The organism is Streptomyces luteoverticillatus (genome assembly GCF_003970715.1).
Taxonomy (GTDB): domain Bacteria; phylum Actinomycetota; class Actinomycetes; order Streptomycetales; family Streptomycetaceae; genus Streptomyces; species Streptomyces abikoensis.
This window is the reverse complement of sequence record NZ_CP034587.1, coordinates 6,137,239-6,155,901: the sequence shown is the minus strand read 5'-3', so window position 1 is coordinate 6,155,901 and position 18,663 is coordinate 6,137,239. Positions and strand designations below refer to the sequence as shown.

The 18,663-nt window shown below is 71.3% G+C and carries 7 protein-coding genes; 5 read left to right on the top strand and 2 right to left on the bottom strand.

Translation table 11 applies throughout. From position 1 onward, the window contains the following. Nucleotides 1–2 precede the first annotated feature (2 nt). The 5 genes from EKH77_RS27370 to EKH77_RS27350 all read left to right on the top strand — a co-directional run bounded on the left by EKH77_RS27370 (nucleotide 3) and on the right by EKH77_RS27350 (nucleotide 16,923). Entirely contained in the window at nucleotides 3–584 is a 582-nt protein-coding gene (locus EKH77_RS27370) for a carboxymuconolactone decarboxylase family protein (protein WP_126916939.1), read from the top strand. A gap of 57 nt (nucleotides 585–641) precedes the next feature. Further along, nucleotides 642–12,557: a type I polyketide synthase gene (locus EKH77_RS27365; RefSeq protein ID WP_126916938.1), complete on the top strand. Its 11,916-nt coding sequence runs from the start codon at nucleotides 642–644 to the stop codon at nucleotides 12,555–12,557. 32 nt (nucleotides 12,558–12,589) lie between these two features. Then, complete coding sequence (locus EKH77_RS27360) at nucleotides 12,590–13,843, top strand: aspartate kinase (RefSeq protein ID WP_126916937.1); 1,254 nt, start codon at nucleotides 12,590–12,592, stop codon at nucleotides 13,841–13,843. Nucleotides 13,844–13,845: 2 nt separating this feature from the next. Beyond that, complete coding sequence (locus tag EKH77_RS27355; protein ID WP_126916936.1) at nucleotides 13,846–15,165, top strand: homoserine dehydrogenase; 1,320 nt, start codon at nucleotides 13,846–13,848, stop codon at nucleotides 15,163–15,165. Between the two features lie 210 nt (nucleotides 15,166–15,375). Beyond that, nucleotides 15,376–16,923: an MFS transporter gene (locus EKH77_RS27350; RefSeq protein ID WP_346429078.1), complete on the top strand. Its 1,548-nt coding sequence runs from the start codon at nucleotides 15,376–15,378 to the stop codon at nucleotides 16,921–16,923. Between the two features lie 80 nt (nucleotides 16,924–17,003). On the opposite strand, the gene EKH77_RS27345 is transcribed toward EKH77_RS27350, so the two are convergent. After that, nucleotides 17,004–17,363 carry a winged helix-turn-helix transcriptional regulator gene (locus tag EKH77_RS27345; RefSeq protein ID WP_240667808.1) on the bottom strand — a complete coding sequence of 120 codons (360 nt, stop codon included), beginning with the start codon at nucleotides 17,361–17,363 and terminating at the stop codon, nucleotides 17,004–17,006. A gap of 250 nt (nucleotides 17,364–17,613) precedes the next feature. After that, nucleotides 17,614–18,663: a basic secretory protein-like protein gene (locus tag EKH77_RS27340; protein WP_126916934.1), complete on the bottom strand. Its 1,050-nt coding sequence runs from the start codon at nucleotides 18,661–18,663 to the stop codon at nucleotides 17,614–17,616.

Here is an 18,663-nt window from a genome sequence, read left to right as displayed (position 1 = left end):
TCGTGGCCCGCATCCCCTACCCGGAGTTCGACCGGGACTTCCGCATGCCGACCCACATCTACGGTGACCCGCAGGATTCGACCCTGCTCAACGTCTTCCGCGTGCTCGGGCACAGCCCCGGCCTGCTCACGGCCGTGGCGAACATCGGCTTCGCCCAGCTCACCGGTGGCGAACTGTCCGACTTCGAAAGGGAACTGGTGATTCTGGCCAGCTCCCAATGCTTCGGATCGACCTACGTCTGGGCCCAGCACGAGCGACTCGCCGCGCGCTTCGGTGTCTCCCGCGAACAGCTCGCCGCGCTCCGCTCGGGGGACTTCGCCGCCCCGTGCTTCGACGGCCCGCAGCGGGATCTGCTGGCCTTCGTCGCGGACGTGGCGACCCACACCCGAGCCGGGGACGAGTCGCTCGAGCCGGTGCGAAGGGACCGGGGGGACCGGCGGCTCGTCGAGATCATCGGGCTGGTCGGTGTGTACTTCCTGGTCTCCCGTGTCACCACGACCCTCGACATCGAGATCGACCGGCGGGAACTGGACGGCGCGCTCTCCGCCGTCGGCCACCAGGCGGCCGGCCCACTGCCCGGATGACCGCCGCGGTCATCACGCACACCACAGCGTCCCATCCCGAGTGAGAAGGGGGAAACAGTGCACAACACAACGTCGACCGGAGCCGGAGCCCCTCCGTACGTGCCCGGGGCCGTCGCCGTGATCGGCCTGTCCTGCCGGTTCGCCGGCGCGGCGACGCCCGCGGAGTTCTGGAGGCTTCTCGACGAGGGCCGCGACGCCGTCGGGGAAGTCCCACCGGACCGGTGGGACGCGACGGCGTTCCACGACACCGACCCCACGGCGCCCGGGCGGATGGTCTCGAGGCGGGGTTCCTTCCTCACCGGCGTGGACCGCTTCGACCCGGCCTTCTTCCATGTGTCACCGCGCGAGGCGGCCACGATGGACCCGCAGCAGCGGCTCATGCTCGAACTGGGCTGGGAGGCGCTGGAGGACGCCCGGACGCGCCCCACCGAGCTGCGCGGGCGCAGGGCCGGCGTGTTCGTCGGCTCCATCTGGGACGACTTCGCCCGCCTCGTCTACCGGGACGCCATGGCCGAGAGCACCACCCAGCACAGCATGCCCGGCCTCCACCGAGGCATGATCGCCAACCGGCTGTCGTACTTCCTGGGCACTACGGGCCCCAGCCTGGTCGTGGACACCGGGCAGTCCTCCTCGCTCGTCGCGCTGCACCTGGCGTGCGAGAGCCTGCGCCGGGGCGAGTCCGAGCTCGCGATCGCCGGCGGCGTCAACCTGAGTCTGTTGCCCGAGACATCGGTGATCTCCAGCAAGTGGGGCGGACTCTCCCCGGACGGGCGCTGCCACACCTTCGACGCCCGCGCGAACGGCTACGTCAGGGGCGAGGGTGGCGTCGCGGTCGTGCTCAAGCCCCTGGACCGCGCGCTGACCGACGGGGACCGCGTCTATTGCGTGATACGCGGTGGCGCGGTCGGCCACGGCGGCGGATCGACCATGACCACCCCCGACGAGCGGGCCCAGCGCGAGGTCCTCCGGCTGGCCTACGAGAACGCCGAAGTCGCCCCGGCGGACGTACGGTACGTCGAGCTCCACGGCACGGGGACAAGGGTCGGCGACCCGATCGAGGCCGCCGCCCTGGGAGCCGTCGTGGGCACCGCCGGCTCCGGCCGTACGCTGCGCGTCGGGTCGGTGAAGACCAACCTCGGCCACCTGGAGGGCGCGGCGGGCATCACGGGATTCCTGAAGGTCGCGCTGAGCATTTGGCACCGGCGTCTGCCGGCGAGCCTCAACTACCGGACGCCCAACCCGGAGATCCCCTTCGACAAGCTGCGGCTGACCGTCCAGCAGGAGGCGTCCGACTGGCCGGGCGCGGCGGACGAGCCGCTGATCGCGGGCGTCAGCTCGTTCGGCATGGGCGGTGCCAACTGCCATGTAGTGGTGTCCGATTCCCCGACACCCACCGCTGTCGGTACCCCGGCGGCCCCGCCCGTCATCCCCTGGGTCCTCTCGGGCCGCGGCCCGAAGGCGCTGCGGGCGCAGGCGGAGCGGCTGTGCGAACACCTCACCACGCTGGACGACGACTGGGACGCGACCGATGTCGGTTTCTCCCTGGCCACTACACGGTCCGTCTTCGACCACCGCGCCGTGGTCGTCGGCACCGACCGGGACGAACTGCTGGCCGGGCTCGCCGGGGTCACCGAAACGTCATCCACCCAAGTCCCGGGCGGTTTAGGATTCCTGTTCGCCGGCCAGGGTTCCCAGCACGCCGGCATGGGCACCGAGCTCTACACCCACCACCCCGTCTTCGCCCAGGCCCTCGACGACGTCTGCGCCACCTTCGGTGAACTGCCGGTGCGCGAAGCCATCTTCTCTGGCACCGGTCTCGACCGAACGGAGCTCACCCAGCCCGCGCTCTTCGCACTCGAAGTCGCCCTCTTCCGCCTGGTCACCTCCTGGGGTGTCACACCCGGCCACCTCATCGGCCACTCCATCGGCGAAATCGCCGCCGCCCACGTGGCGGGAGTGCTCTCCCTCACCGACGCCGCCACCCTCGTGGCCGCCCGCGGACGACTCATGCAAGCGCTGCCGGCAGGCGGCACGATGATCGCCGTCAACGCCGCCGAGTCGGTGGTCCGGCCCCTGCTGACCGGCGACGTCGGCATCGCCGCCGTCAACGGGCCCGACTCCGTTGTCATCGCGGGCGACGAGACCACCGCCCTGAGCATCGCCGAAGCCCTCGCGGCCCAAGGCCACAGGACCAAACGCCTCGTCGTGAGCCATGCGTTCCACTCCCCCCTCATGGAACCCATGCTCGAAGAATTCCGCCGGACCCTCGACGGCCTGACGTTCAATGCGCCCACCATCCCCGTCATTTCCACCGTCACCGGCCGGTCCGCCACCCCCGAACTCCTCGCCGACCCCGACTACTGGATCGACCACGCACGCAACCCCGTACGCTTCCTCGACGCCATCCACACCGCCGAACAACACAACGTACGCACCTTCCTCGAACTCGGCCCCAACGCCACCCTCTCCGCACTCGCCGTCGACTGCGCCCAGAACCCGGAGACCACCGCCGTCCCCCTCCTCCGCACAGCACAAGCCGAGGCCAAGACGTTCGTCAGCGCCCTCGCGCATCTCTTCACCCGAGGCGCCGACATCGACTGGGCCCGCGCCTTCGACGGCTCAGGCGCCCACTCCGCCGACCTGCCGACCTACGCCTTCCAACGCGAACGCCATTGGCTCGACACCCTGGCCACCCATGCCCAGCCGGAGCCGCGGACCGCCGAAGGCGCCGCCGTCCCCGCTCCGGAACGCGACGTCGCCCCCCCGACCGGGGCGCTCGATCCGCGTGCCGTACGCACGACGGTGGTCGAACAGGCCGCCGCTGTTCTCGGCTACGCCGACGCGCGGGACGTCGACCCCCGGCACACCTTCGCGGACCTGGGCTTCGACTCGTTCGCCGCCGTGGAGTTCCGCACGCGCCTCGGCGCCGCCGTGGGGCTGTCCCTGCCGACCGGTCTGGTCTTCGAGCGCCCCACCCCCGGCGAGGTGGCGGACTATCTCGTCGGACGGCTCGCGGGCTCGACCGCGCCGGAGCAGCGGACGGCCGTCGCGGCCGGACCCGATGACGATGACCCGCTGGTCGTGGTGGGTATGGCCTGCCGCTACCCCGGCGGCGTCGCCTCTCCCGACGACCTGTGGAACCTCGTCCGCGACGGCCGGGACGCCATCACCCCCTTCCCCACCAACCGCGGCTGGGCACCCGACCTCTACGACCCCGACCCCGACACCCCCGGCAAATCCACCACCCGCATGGGCGGCTTCCTCCACGAAGCCGACCGCTTCGACGCCCCCTTCTTCGGCATCTCCCCCCGAGAAGCCGTCGCCATGGACCCCCAACAACGGCTCCTCCTCGAAACCACCTGGGAAACCCTCGAAAACGCCGGCATCGACCCCCACACCCTCCGCGGCACCGACACCGCCGTCTACATCGGCGCGACCGCGGGCGACTACGGGCCCCGCATGCACGCGGCACCCGACAACGTCGAGGGTCATCTGCTCACCGGCACCACCGCGAGCGTCATGGCGGGCCGCGTCGCCTACACACTGGGCCTCGTCGGCCCGGCGATGACGGTGGACACGGCGTGCTCGTCGTCGCTGGTGGCCCTGCACCTGGCCGCGAAGGCGCTGCGCTCGGGCGAATGCTCGCTGGCCGTCGCCGGCGGCATCACGGTGATGTCGACGCCGGGCATGTTCCTCGAGTTCAGCAGGCAGCGGGGGCTGGCCCCGGACGGCCGGTCGAAGTCGTTCTCGGCGGACGCGGACGGCACCAGCTGGGCCGAAGGCGTCGGACTCCTCCTCATCGAGCGACTCTCCGACGCCCGCCGCAACGGACACCACATCCACGCGATCATCCGCGGCACCGCCGTCAACCAGGACGGCGCCTCCAACGGACTCACCGCACCCAACGGACGCTCACAACAACGCGTCATCACCCAAGCACTTCACAACGCCAAACTCACCCCCGCCGACATCGACGCCGTCGAAGCCCACGGCACCGGAACCCGCCTCGGCGACCCCATCGAAGCCGAAGCACTCCTCACCACCTACGGCCACAACCGCAACCAACCCCTCTGGCTCGGCTCCCTCAAATCCAACATCGGCCACACCCAAGCAGCCGCCGGCGTCGGCGGCATCATCAAAATGATCAAGGCCATGCAATCGGGTGTCCTTCCTCCCACACTGCACGCGGAGAAGCCGTCCGAGCACATCGACTGGTCCTCCGGCGCTATGCGGCTCCTCACCGAGGCCCGGGCATGGGACACCCCGCGTGCTCGACGCGCGGGGATCTCCTCCTTCGGCATCAGCGGCACCAACGCCCACGTCATCATCGAGCAGGCACCCCAGGACACCCCCAGCCCCGCACCGGCCGTGCTCCCCGTCACGCCGTGGGTCGTCTCGGGCCGCAGCCCTGAGGCGCTGCGGGCGCAGGCGGAGCGGCTGTGCGAACACCTCACCACGCGGGAGACGGACTGGCACCCCACCGATGTGGGCTTCTCCCTGGCCACTACACGGTCCGTCTTCGACCACCGCGCCGTGGTCGTCGGCACCGACCGGGACGAACTGCTGGCCGGGCTCGCCGGGGTCACCGAAACGTCATCCACCCAAGTCCCGGGCGGTTTAGGATTCCTGTTCGCCGGCCAGGGTTCCCAGCACGCCGGCATGGGCACCGAGCTCTACGCCCACCACCCCGTCTTCGCCCAGGCCCTCGACGAGATCCTCGCCGAATTCCCGAACCTGCCCCTGCGCGAAGCCGTCTTCTCCGGCACCGGTCTCGACCGTACGGAGCTCACCCAGCCCGCGCTCTTCGCACTCGAAGTCGCCCTCTTCCGCCTGGTCACCTCCTGGGGTGTCACACCCGGCCACCTCATCGGCCACTCCATCGGCGAAATCGCCGCCGCCCACGTGGCGGGAGTACTCTCCCTCACCGACGCCGCCACCCTCGTGGCCGCCCGCGGACGACTCATGCAGGAGCTCCCGGCAGGCGGCACGATGATCGCCGTCAACGCCGCCGAATCCATCGTGACCCCCTTGCTCACCGGGAATGTGAGCATCGCCGCCGTCAACAGTCCGGAATCGGTTGTCATCGCGGGCGACGAGACCACCGCCCTGAGCATCGCCGAAGCCCTCGCGGCCCAAGGCCACAGGACCAAACGCCTCGTCGTGAGCCATGCGTTCCACTCCCCCCTCATGGAACCCATGCTCGAAGAATTCCGCCGGACCCTCGACGGCCTCACCTTCAACCCGCCCACCATCCCCATCATCTCCACCGTCACCGGACAACCCGCCACCCCCGAACTCCTCACCACCCCCGACTACTGGATCGACCACGCACGCAACCCCGTACGCTTCCTCGACGCCATCCACACCGCCGAACAACACAACGTACGCACCTTCCTCGAACTCGGCCCCAACGCCACCCTCTCCGCACTCGTCCCCGACTGCGCCCAGGAACCCGAGACCACCGCCGTCCCCCTCCTCCGCACAGCACAAGCCGAGACCAAGACGTTCGTCAGCGCCCTCGCACATCTCTTCACCCGAGGCATCGACGTCACATGGGCCCGCGCCTACGACCGCTCGCGCGCCCACTCCGTCGACCTGCCGACCTACGCCTTCCAACGCGAACGCCACTGGCTGACGCCCTCGGCGGGCGACCGGGACCTCACCACGACCGGTCTCGACCCGCTCGCCCACCCGCTGCTCGGCACGTCGGTCGAGCGGGCGGACGGCGAGGGAGTCACGTTCATCGGGCACCTGTCGCTGTCGACGCACCCCTGGCTGGCCGACCACGCCGTTCTGGACACGGTGGTACTGCCGGCGACCGCGTTCATCGAGATGTCCCTGTACGCGGCCGACCTCGTCGGCTGCGCCGCCGTCGAGGAGCTGACGCTCACCGATCCGCTCGTGATCCCCGAGAGCGGCGGTGTGCGGGTACAGCTCACGGTCACTGGGGACGACGGGTCCGGGCGGCGGGACTTCACCGTGCACTCCCGGCGGGCGGACGAGGACGAGTGGGTCCTGCACGCCGCCGGAGCACTGTCCGCCGAGTCGGCGGAGACGGCGGCCGGGGCCGCCGAGTGGCCGCCCCGGGACGCCGAGGAGGTGGACCTGCGGGATGTCTACGAGCGCGTCGCCGAGCACGGCTACCGGTACGGCGCCGCCTTCCGGGGGCTGCGCGCGGCCTGGACCCGGGGCGACCGGGTCTTCGCCGAGGTCTACCTGGACGAGGGCGAGCCGGACACGTCCTTCCTGCTGCACCCGGCGCTGCTGGATGCGGCCCTGCACGTCCTGCTGCCCGGCGCGGCCGCCGAGCCCGGCCCGACACGTCTGCCCTTCTCGTGGTCCGGAGTGCGCCTGCGCGCGGCGGGTGCCGTACGGCTGCGGGCCGAGTTCGCCCGTACCGGGGCGGACACCGTGGCGCTGACCGTCACCGACGGGGCGGGGGCCCCGGTCGCGACGGTCCAGGAACTGCTGTGGCGGGAGGTGCCCGCCGCCGCGCTCGGCCGGAGCAGCGAGCCGGTGTCGCTGTTCACGATGGAGTGGCGGGAGGTTCCGCTGGGCGAGCCGGCCGGTTCCCCACGGATCCTGGAGACGCCCCGGGACCTGGCAGCGGAGGACCTGCCACCGGTGGTGGTCCTGCCAGTGCCGGCCGCGCCGGCGGGGGACACCGCCACGACCGTACTGGAGACCGTACGGACCTGGCTCACGGACGAGCGGTTCGCGTCCCGGACACTGGTGGTCCTGACGCGAAACGGGGAGACCGCCCCGGCGGCCGCGACGGCCTGGGGCCTGATCAGGTCCGTACAGACCGAGCACCCCGGCCGAGTGGTCCTGGTCGACACGGACGACACGCCCGCTTCGGCCGAGGCGCTGGCGGCCGCCGTCGCCACCGGTGAGCCCCAGCTGGCCCTCCGAACGGGCACGGCCTCGGTGCCCGAGCTGGTCCGGGCGCGCGACACGGCCCGCGACACAGCCGGGCAGCCGACGGTGTTCGACGCCGCGGGCACCGTCCTGATCACGGGCGCCACCGGAGCACTGGGCGGGCTGCTGGCCCGGCATCTGGTGACCCGGCACGGAGTACGGCACCTGCTGCTCATCAGCAGGCGCGGCGCGGCGGCGCCCGGGGCGACCGAACTCGTGGCCGAACTGACCGGACTCGGCGCGGAGATCCGTCTCGAGGCATGCGACGCCGCCGACCGCGACGCCCTTGCCGGGCTGCTCGCCTCGGTCCCGGCGGAGCACCCGCTGACCGCCGTCGTGCACACCGCGGGTGTGCTGGACGACGGCGTCGTGACCGCGCTCACCCCCGAGCGGCTGCTCGGCGTGCTGCGGCCCAAGGCGGACGCCGCGTGGAACCTGCACGAGCTGACCTGCGACCTGGACCTCTCCGCCTTTGTGCTGTACTCCTCGATCTCGGGTGTCATCGGCGCGGCGGGGCAGGCGAACTACGCGGCCGCCAACACGTTCCTGGACGCGCTCGCCCAGCACCGCAGGGCACTCGGCCTGACGGCCACCTCGGTGGTGTGGGGGCTGTGGGAGCAGCGGGGCGGCATGGCGGAGTCGTTGGCGGACAACGACATCCAGCGCATGGCGCGGGCCGGTGTCGGCGTGCTGTCGCACGCCGAGGGACTCGCGCTGTTCGACCGTGCCCTCGGTACGGACGAGGCCGTCGTCGCGGCCCTGCGGCTCGATCCCGCCTCGGCGGGGGCGTCCGGCGGCGGTGTTCCCGTACCGATGCGCGGGCTCGTCGGCGCGCGGACACGCCGGCGGCGCGAGCGGGCCGGGGCGCGGGAGCCGCTGGGGCCGCTTCTCACGGCGCTGCCCGAGGCGGAGCGGCGGGAGCGGGTCGGCGAGTTGGTGCGCGCCGAGGCCGCGGCGGTGCTCGGGCACGCGGACGCGTCCGCTGTCCGTGCCGAGGAATCGTTCCACCAGCTCGGTTTCGACTCACTGATGGCCGTGGAGTTCCGCAACAGGCTCGGGACGGCCGTGGGCCTGTCCCTGCCGACCGGTCTGGTCTTCGACCATCCGACGCCGGAGGACGTGGTGAGCCATGTCGTCGAGCGGCTGGCCGGGCCCGTCGCGAGTGCCGCTCCGAGGGCCGTCGCCGGTCCCGTCGATGATGATCCGCTGGTCGTGGTGGGTATGGCCTGCCGCTACCCCGGCGGCGTCGCCTCTCCCGACGACCTGTGGAACCTCGTCCGCGACGGCCGGGACGCCATCACCCCCTTCCCCACCAACCGCGGCTGGGCACCCGACCTCTACGACCCCGACCCCGACACCCCCGGCAAATCCACCACCCGCATGGGCGGCTTCCTCCACGAAGCCGACCGCTTCGACGCCCCCTTCTTCGGCATCTCCCCCCGAGAAGCCGTCGCCATGGACCCCCAACAACGGCTCCTCCTCGAAACCACCTGGGAAACCCTCGAAAACGCCGGCATCGACCCCCACACCCTCCGCGGCACCGACACCGCCGTCTACATCGGCGCGATGTACCACGATTACGCCCCTCCGGTGCACGAGATGCCGGAGGAGCTGGAAGGGGCGCTGCTGACGGGGAACACGGCCAGTGTCATTTCCGGCCGGCTGTCGTACATGTTCGATCTGACGGGTCCCACGGTGACGGTGGACACGGCGTGCTCGTCGTCGCTGGTGGCCCTGCACCTGGCCGCGAAGGCGCTGCGCTCGGGCGAATGCTCCATGGCGCTGGTGGGTGGTGTGACGGTGATGTCCACGCCCGGCACGTTCGTGGAGTTCAGCAGGCAGCGGGGGCTGGCCCCGGACGGCCGGTCGAAGTCGTTCTCGGCGGACGCGGACGGCACCAGCTGGGCCGAAGGCGTCGGACTCCTCCTCATCGAGCGACTCTCCGACGCCCGCCGCAACGGACACCACATCCACGCGATCATCCGCGGCACCGCCGTCAACCAGGACGGCGCCTCCAACGGACTCACCGCACCCAACGGACGCTCACAACAACGCGTCATCACCCAAGCACTTCACAACGCCAAACTCACCCCCGCCGACATCGACGCCGTCGAAGCCCACGGCACCGGAACCCGCCTCGGCGACCCCATCGAAGCCGAAGCACTCCTCACCACCTACGGCCACAACCGCAACCAACCCCTCTGGCTCGGCTCCCTCAAATCCAACATCGGCCACACCCAAGCAGCCGCCGGCGTCGGCGGCATCATCAAAATGATCAAGGCCATGGAACACGGGCTGCTGCCCCGGAGCCTGCACGCGGACCGGCCGACCGAGCACGTCGACTGGTCCTCGGGGGCGGTACGGCTCCTTGACGAGGCCCGGCCGTGGGATGCCTCACGGCCCCGACGGGCGGGGATCTCCTCGTTCGGCATCAGCGGCACCAACGCCCACGTCATCATCGAGCAGGCACCCCAGGAGGCACCGCGCTCCACGCCCGCTCCGCTCCCCGCCACTCCCTGGACCCTGACCGCCAGGTCCCCCGAGGCACTGCGGTGCCAGGCCGACCGGCTGCACGAACACCTCACCGCGCGGGACGATGACTGGGACGCGACCGACGTCGGCTTCTCCCTGGCCACCACACGGTCCGTCCTCGACCACCGCGCCGTCGTCGTCGGCACCGACCGCGAGGAACTGCTGGGCGGGCTCGCCGACGTGGCGGCCTCCGAGGCGGTACCGATCGCCTCCCGCGCCCGCGACAAGGTCGTCTTCGTCTTCCCGGGGCAGGGCTCCCAGTGGGAGGGCATGGCCGCCGAACTGCTCGACGCCTCGCCCGAGTTCGCGGAATCCATCGCGCGGTGCGAGCGTGCGCTGGCCGCGCACACCGACTGGAGCCTGACCGAGGTGCTGCGGCGCGCTCCCGGCGCTCCCGGCCTGGACCGGGACGACGTGGTGCAGCCCGCCCTGTTCGCGGTCATGGTCTCGCTCGCGGAGGCATGGAAGGCGCTCGGCGTCGTCCCGTCGGCCGTGATGGGCCACTCGCAGGGCGAGATCGCCGCCGCGTACGTGGCGGGCGGACTGACGCTCGAGGACGCCGTGCGCATCGTGGTGCTGCGCAGCCGGGCCCTGACGTCCATCGCCGGCCGTGGGGGCATGCTGTCCGTGCCTCTGGCCCACGACCGGGTGCGGACCCTGCTGGAGCCGCGGCCCGGCCGGTTGTCGGTGGCGGCGGTCAACGGCCCCAACTCGACGGTCGTGGCCGGGGACGCGGACGCCCTGCGGGCGCTGTGTGAGCGGCTGACCGGCGACGGGGTGAGGGCACGGATGGTGCCCGTGGACTACGCCTCGCACTCCCCCCATGTGGAGGACGTCCGGGAGGAGGTGCTCACCCGTCTCTCCGGAATCCGGCCGCGCCCTTCGGAGGTTCCGTTCTACTCGACGGTGACCGCGGAGCGCCTGGACACCACGGCGCTGGACCAGGACTACTGGTACCGCAATCTGCGGAGCACGGTCCGGTTGCAGGACACCACCCAGGCCCTGCTCGACGCGAAGCACACCGTGTTCGTGGAGATCAGCCCGCACCCCGTGCTGACGATCGGGATCCAGGACACAGTGGACGCGGGCGCCGGCGACGCCGTCGTCACCGGCTCGCTGCGCAGGAACAGCGGCGGCACCGCCGAGTTGTTCCGCTCCGCGGCACGGCTCTTCGCCGACGGGGTCCACGTCGACTGGGCCGCGGTGTTCGACGGGACGGGCGCGTCCCGGGTCGGCCTGCCGACGTACGCGTTCCAGCGGGAGCGCTTCTGGCTCGATCGCGCCGGCGTGCACGTCACCACCACCGCCGCACGTCCGCGAGGTCCGGTGGACAGGTTCGCCGGACTGGTCGGCCAGGAACGCTCCGCGCTGCTCACCGAGGTGGTCGTCGAGGAGCTCGCGCTGGCGCTCGGCCGGGGCAGGGGCGGCACGGTGGAGCCGACGGAGACATTCACGGAGCTCGGTCTCAACTCCCTCTCGGGGATGGAGCTGCGCACCAGGATCGCGACCGTCACCGGGGTCCGCCTGCCGGTCACGGCCCTGTTCGACCACCCGACCGTCGAACAGCTCACCAAGGTGCTCGACGAACTGATCACGGAATCGGCGCTCACGGCCGACGACGAGGACGGCACGGGGACCGGGCGGGCATCCGGGGACGGGCCCGCGACGGGCGTGGTCACCGGCGGCGATCCCAGGGTCGGCACGGCCGCGACCGGGTCCGTCGCACCGTCCACGACGCTCAGGACCCTGTTCCAGGAGGCGTGCGCGACGGGGCGGATCAGCGAGGGACTGGACATGCTGACGGCCGTCTCCCGGCTGCGTCCGGACACCGAACGGCTCACGCCGGCACGGCCCCCGATCCGCTTCTCCCGGGGGGAGGGAACCACCCTGGTGTGCCTGCCCTCGTTCGTGGCACCCGCGAGCCCCTACCAGTTCGCCAGGTTCGCGGCCGGCTTCCGCGACGAGCGAGAGGTGTACGCGCTGACCGCCACGGGCTACGCCGACGGCGAGCCGCTGCCCGCGTCCCTCGGCGCACTCGCCCGGGCGCAGGCCGAGGCGGTGCGCGCCTGCGCGGCGGGCCGGCCGTTCGTCCTGGTCGGATACTCCTCCGGCGGCTGGCTCGCCCAGGCGGTCACCGAGGAACTGCGCGAGGAGGACCGGCCCTCCGGTCTGGTGCTGCTGGACAGCTATCTGCCCGGGGACCCCGAGATCCTGCGGATCCAGTCGACCCTGTTCGACGAACTGGCCGCCAAGCCGGAGGTGGCCGATCTGGTCGAGGACGCCAACCTCACCGCGATGGGCCGTCATCTCGGCCTCTTCCGGCGCTGGACGCCCGCGCGGAGCGATGTGCCGACGCTGATGGTCAGGGCGTCCGAACTGCCCGGGGACTCCGGCGGGAAGCGGTCCACCTGGCCGTTGGCGCACACCGAGGTCACCGTTCCGGGCAGCCACGTCACGATGATCGACGAGTTCGCCGAATCGACGGCGCGCGCGGTCGCCGACTGGCTCGCCTCGTCCCTCTGACCCGGCCCACGATTGCGAAACGGAGCAAGTGAGTGCTGATCGTCCAGAAGTACGGTGGGTCCTCGCTGGAGGACACGGACCGGATAAGAAGCATCGCCGGACGGATTCTCGAAGCACACCGCAGCGGTCATGAGATCGTCGCCGTCTGCTCGGCGATGGGCGACACCAGCGATGAACTGATCGACCTGGCGGGCAGGGTGAGCGGCGCCCCACCCGCGCGGGAGATGGACATGCTGCTGACCGCCGGGGAGCGGGTCTCCAACGCCCTGATGGCCATGGCCATCAGGGACCTGGGGGGCGACGCCCGTTCCCTGTCCGGTGCGCAGGCGGGCATCTTCACGGACGCGTCGTACGGTGGCGCCCGCATCGTCCGCGTGACGCCCGTGCGGGTCCGCCAGGTGCTGGACCAGGGGGCCGTCGCCCTGGTGGCGGGGTTCCAGGGGCTCAGCCGGGACACCGACGACACCACCACGCTGGGGCGCGGCGGGTCGGATGTGACGGCGGTGGCGCTGGCCGCGGCACTGAAGGCCGATATGTGTGAGATATACACAGATGTCGACGGCGTGTTCTCCGCCGATCCGCGCATCGTGCCCGGCGCACGGCCCCTGGCAGCCATCAGTTCTGAGGAAATGCTCGAAATGGCGGCCACCGGCGCGAAGGTTCTTATGCCGCGCTGTGTGGAGTACGCCCGGCGGCACGGCGTGGACATTCGTGTCCGGTCCTCGTTCACGGACCGCCCGGGAACGCTTGTCTCTGATGCGGTGGAGGGTGCTGCGGTGGAAGGCTCGTACGTCACAGGGGTGACGCATACCCGGTCGTTGGCTCGGATCGCCGTGGCGGAGGTGGCCGACGATCCGGCCGCGGCGGCGGAGGTCCTCGGCCTGCTGGCCACCGCCGGGATCTTTGTGGACATGGTGCAGCACATCCCGGCCGGGCCACGGTCCGGGCTGGTCTTCACGGTACCGGCCGGGGACGGCCCACGGACGGTGGAGCTGCTGGAGCGCCACCGTGAGCGCATCGGCTGCGGGCCCACGCGGTGCGACACCGGTATGGGCATGGTCTCGCTTGTGGGAGCGGCGATCCGCAGCGATCCGGGCGTCCTCGCGACGCTGTACCGGACGCTGGCCGAAGCGGGCATCGGCGTCCGGACGGTCTCCGTCTCGGAGATCCGCGTCTCTGTGCTGTGCCTGGACGACCGGCTCGACGACGCGGTACGCGCGCTGCACCGATCCTTCGGGCTGGACGCCGCCGGCGAGGCCGTCGTGCACGCGGGGACGGGACGTTGACCATGGCGAGGACCCGACCCCTGAAGGTGGCCGTGCTCGGCTGCGGAGTGGTGGGCACGGAGGTCGTACGGCGGCTGCACGGGGCGGGGGCCGAATGGGCCGGCCGCGTCGGCGCGCCCGTCGAGATAGCGGGCGTCGCCGTACGGGACCTCGCCCGGCCCCGGGATGCCGGCATCGACCCGGCGCTGTGGACCGACGATCCGCTGGCGCTGGTCAAACGGGACGACATCGACATCGTCGTCGAGCTCCTCGGTGGCGTCGAGCCGGCCCGCTCACTGGTCGTCACAGCCCTGGAGCACGGCGCGTCGGTCGTGAGCGCCAACAAGGCGCTGCTGGCCGAGCACGGCCCGTCCCTCCACGGGACCGCCGCCGAGCAGGGCGTCGACCTGTTCTACGAGGCGGCCGTGGCCGCGGCCGTGCCCCTGCTGCGGCCGCTGCGCGAGTCGCTCGGCGGGGACGACGTCACCCGTGTCACCGGCATCGTCAACGGCACCACCAACTACATCCTGGACCGTATGACGCGGACGGGCTCCGGCTTCGAACCGGCTCTGAGAGAGGCCGTGGAACAGGGATTCGCCGAGGCCGACCCCACCGCCGATGTGTCAGGGGCGGACGCCGCCGCCAAGGCCGTCATCCTCACCGCGCTCGCGTTCCGCACTCGGCTGGATCCCGCGGACGTGTACCTCGAGGGCATCACCGAGGTGACCGCGACGGATGTGGCGGACGCCCGAAGTCGCGACCGCGTCGTCAAGCTGGTCGCGATGCTGGAGCGGGCCGTCGGCCGGGAGGAGGTGCTCGTACGGGTCCACCCCGCGATGGTCGCGCGCACGCATCCGCTCGCCGGGGTCGGGGGCGCCGACAACGCGGTGCTCGTCGAGACGGCCGCCGCCGGGCCGTTGCTGTTCCGCGGTGCCGGCGCCGGCGGTGCGCCGACGGCCGGCGCGGTCCTCGGTGATCTGGTGACGGCGGCCAGACGACGGCTCCTCGGCCACCGCGAGACCGTGCCACCGGTCGTCGTGCCGGGACACGTACGCCCTATGGCGGACCTGCGCACTCGCTACCACCTCGGGATTGACGTCGCCGATCCCGCCGAGGCCCTCGCGGAGGTGGCCGTCGTCCTGCGGACGCACGGGCTGCGGACGGATTCCGTCCGGCGGCGCAGGGCGGAATCGGGGCGGGACAGGCTGGTCCTGGAGACCTCGGTCGTCCGGGAGGCGGACCTGCTCGCCGCCCTGGCGTCCATCGCCACGCTGCCCTCGGTGGCTGCGCCGCCGCGACTCCTGCGGCTGATCGACCCCGTGGATGGCCTCGGCGACGAGTAGGCCGCCCGGATCTCCCGGATTGGCGATCCCGCGCCTCGCGGGATCGCCGATCCGGCTTTCCTGAAATTCCTTCGAGAATGAGTTCCACCGAGTGGCAATCATCTGAACACGAGGCCGTTCCCGCTGTTCGCGGGTGGTACACATCCTGTCCCTAAGGGACAGAAAATACCGTACTTGTATGCACCCACAACGCTCTGCACGATTGTCGGTATGAAGGAAGAAAAAACAGCGGATCGCCGCTGGGCGGTACTGGCTGTCCTCCTGGCCGGGATGCTCATGGGAGGCATGGACCTCACCATTCTCAATGTCGCGCTTCCGACCGTGGGGCGGGAATTATTGCCGTCGGGCTCCGAACTGCTGTGGATCGTCGACGGCTACGCGCTCACCGTGGCGGCGACCCTGGTGGTCTGCTCGACGGTCGGCGACCGGCTCGGGCGCAAACGGGTCCTGCTGACGGGGCTGGCCACGTTCGGGCTCGCCTCGGCCGCCGGGGCACTGTCCTCGGCGCCGGGTCAGCTCATCGCGGCCAGGGCCGTCCAGGGGCTGGGCTATTCGATGATGCTGTCCAGCACGGTGGTCATCATCCGGGTGGTCTTCCCCGTCGCGCGGGAGCGGTCACTGGCGTACGGGCTGTGGGTGGCGAGCTCCAGCACCGGAGCGGCGCTGGGGCCGGTGCTGGGCGGCGTGCTGGTGGAGAAGTTCTCCTGGGGCGCGGTGTTCCTGGTCAACGTGCCGATCGCGGTGATCGCCGTGCTCTTCGGCGCGGCCCTGGTCCCCGAGTCCCGCAACCCCGAAGCTCCCCGCTGGGACGTGCCCAGCGCGGTGCTTTCCATCCTCGGACTGGCCGGCGCGGTGTACGCGCTGCAGCACATCGGGCAGCCCGAGCGGCTGTCGCCGGCCACCGTGGCGTCGGGTGTCCTGGGCGTGGCCCTGCTGATCATCTTCACGCTGCGTCAGCGCCGCATCCCCAACCCGCTGCTGGACATCCGGCTCTTCACCGACCGGCGGTTCTCAGTGTCCACCGTGGCGATCCTGTGCTGCTACGGCGCCTATACGGGGCTGCTCTTCCTGCTGACACAGCAGTTGCAGCTGGTCGACGGGTACTCTCCGGCCAAGGCGGGCCTGTCCCTGGTGCCCATCGCGGTGGCCAGCGCCGTCGGCGGGGTGCTGGCCCCCAAGCTGGCCTCGGTCGTCGGCAACCGCTGGGGGGTGACGGCCGGGATGGCGGTGCTCGCCCTCGCCCTGATCGCGTTGTCGGCCGCCGGTGCGGCGGGCAACTACGCCTCGCTGGTCGCGGTCGGCCTCGGCTCGGGCATCGTGATGACCCTGGGCGCCGATTCCATGATGAGCGCGGCGCCGCCGGAACGGGCCGCCGAGGCCGGCGCCGTGCAGGAGGTGGGCTTCTCCCTCGGGGCGGGGCTCGGGGTGGCCGCGATGGGCGTCATCGCCACCGTGGCCTACCGGGGGGATCTCGCACCGGTCGAGGGGCTCACCTCGGCTCAGTCCGACGCGGCCGCCGGTTCCCTGAACACGGCGGTGGAGCTCGCCGGGAAACTCTCCGGCCCCGTGGGCAACGCCCTGCGCACCGGCGCCCGGGAGGCGTTCAGACACGGATTCTCAGTCACGACCGCGACGGTCGCGGCCGTCGTGCTGGCGCTCGCCGCCGTGGTCGCCGTCCTCCTGCGGGCCGGCCGGCCCGAGGCCGTCGCGCCGGCGGCCGACGACCGGCCCGCGGCGCAGCGGTCCACCGCCGGCTGAGCGCCCGGCGGCCCGCACCGGTCGGCCCCACGAGACGTCCACTGTCTCGCGGGGCCGGCACGGCTCCACTCGCGCCGGGCTCACACCAGCGAGGAATCCCGCTCCGGAACGCACACCGGGCCTTCGGGGTGACGGACCCGCTCCCGGTACCAGTTGCCCCACTCCTCCAACTGGTCCACAAGCCCCTTGAGGCTCAGACCGATGTCGGTCAGTGAGTACTCCACCTTCGGCGGGACCTCGTGGTACACGGTCCGCAGTACGAGACCGTCCTCCTCCAGGTCGCGCAGCTGGCGGGTGAGCATCCGGGGGGTGATGTCGGGCATCACGCGCTTCAGTTCACCGAAACGCAATTTCCCGCGGAACAGATATTTCAGGATACTGAGTTTCCAGACACCCCCGCAGACGGTCATCGCAACCTCGAGAGTGCAGTAGTCGAGCATCTCGTCCACGCGTGGCCGCATGTCCCTCCCGTCCGTTCCCTTCGATTACCAGCGCGATGGTATCCCAATGAATGGCTAGTACATCTGTCCGGTTCGGACCCTATCGGTCCGCCTTTTCCCGAAGAGCCTGCGGCTCCTTGAGCCCTGACATCGGGCGGCCCGTAACGGCAATGTCCGAATAACCCGCACCAGTGACCGAAAAAGGCGCCCTCGTCGATGACGAGGGCGCGGGACAGGCCGGCGGCGGGCCTCAGCGCTTGGGGATCTCGTCCCACAGCTGCTGGGCGGTCTTGCCGGTGCGGGCGCGCCACCACTGGTCGTCGCCGTCGTACGAGCCGTCGTGCCCGGCGACGTTCAGCTTGCGCACGATGTCGCCGTCGTAACGCGTGGCGACGTGGTTGAGGAAGTACGCCGTCGTCCGGTAGGCGTCGGTGTACTTGTCGGACGACCCGACGGAGGCGAGTCCGCCGTTCTCGAAGTGGTAGTTGCGCACCCAGTCGGCCACGCCCTCCACGAAGTGCCCCGGCAGGACGCGGTTCTGCTGGATGATGTGGACCTGCTCGTGGATCAGGAAGCCCGTGTCGCCCGGGTTGCGGCGGACGTAGTCGGGGTTGACGCTGACCATGTCGCCCATGGCGTAGGCGACTCCGGTGTTGGACCGGTCGAACACGATCCGGTATCCGGCGGGGGCCGCGTGGGCGTCACCTATGATCAGCGCGACCGTCTTGGGGAACCATGCCTCCAGGACCGGCTTCCGCTCCTCCAGCCAGCCGGCCAGGTCGGGGGCCTGCCCGGCGTCCAGGGTGATCCGCACGCCCTGGCCCGGCTGTGGCTGCGGCTGGGGGGCGCCGACGGGCACCAGTTCCCAGCGCTGCCCGGGGTCCCGTCCGTCCGGGCCCCGCAGCCCCAGCGCGATGCCCTCGCCGATGGCCGTCAGATAGCGGTCGCCCTCGTTGCCGCGCGCGGTCTTGATCCGGTACGAGCCGTTGCCGGCGTCCTCGAAGAGCCAGCGCTGGTTGGCGTCGCCGTGCTCGGGGAACAGGTGGGTGACCCCGGCGCTGAAGTTGTAGTCGAGCGCCATGCCCTGGCCGGGGGCGTGGGTGCCCCGGGTCAGGGCGGTCTCCAGCAGCCATGAGCCGTTGTCCTTGGCCCAGAAGACCCACTGCTGGGCCTTGGAGCCGTTGGGCTTCCAGCCCTGGACCCGGTTGCCGGTGGTGGTCTGGCTGGAGTTGACGTCGACGGTCAGGCCGTTGCCGGACCTGAGGGTGAACGCCTGGCCGTTCTGCGGTGTGGCGGGCAT

What these genes read in the sequence shown, in the direction of transcription:
- EKH77_RS27340 (WP_126916934.1), bottom strand. Translation starts at nt 18,663, where the DNA reads ATGCCCGCCACACCGCAGAACGGCCAGGCGTTCACCCTCAGGTCCGGC.
- EKH77_RS27345 (WP_240667808.1), bottom strand. Translation starts at nt 17,363, where the DNA reads ATGCTCGACTACTGCACTCTCGAGGTTGCGATGACCGTCTGCGGGGGT.
- EKH77_RS27355 (WP_126916936.1), top strand. Translation starts at nt 13,846, where the DNA reads ATGGCGAGGACCCGACCCCTGAAGGTGGCCGTGCTCGGCTGCGGAGTG.
- EKH77_RS27350 (WP_346429078.1), top strand. Translation starts at nt 15,376, where the DNA reads ATGAAGGAAGAAAAAACAGCGGATCGCCGCTGGGCGGTACTGGCTGTC.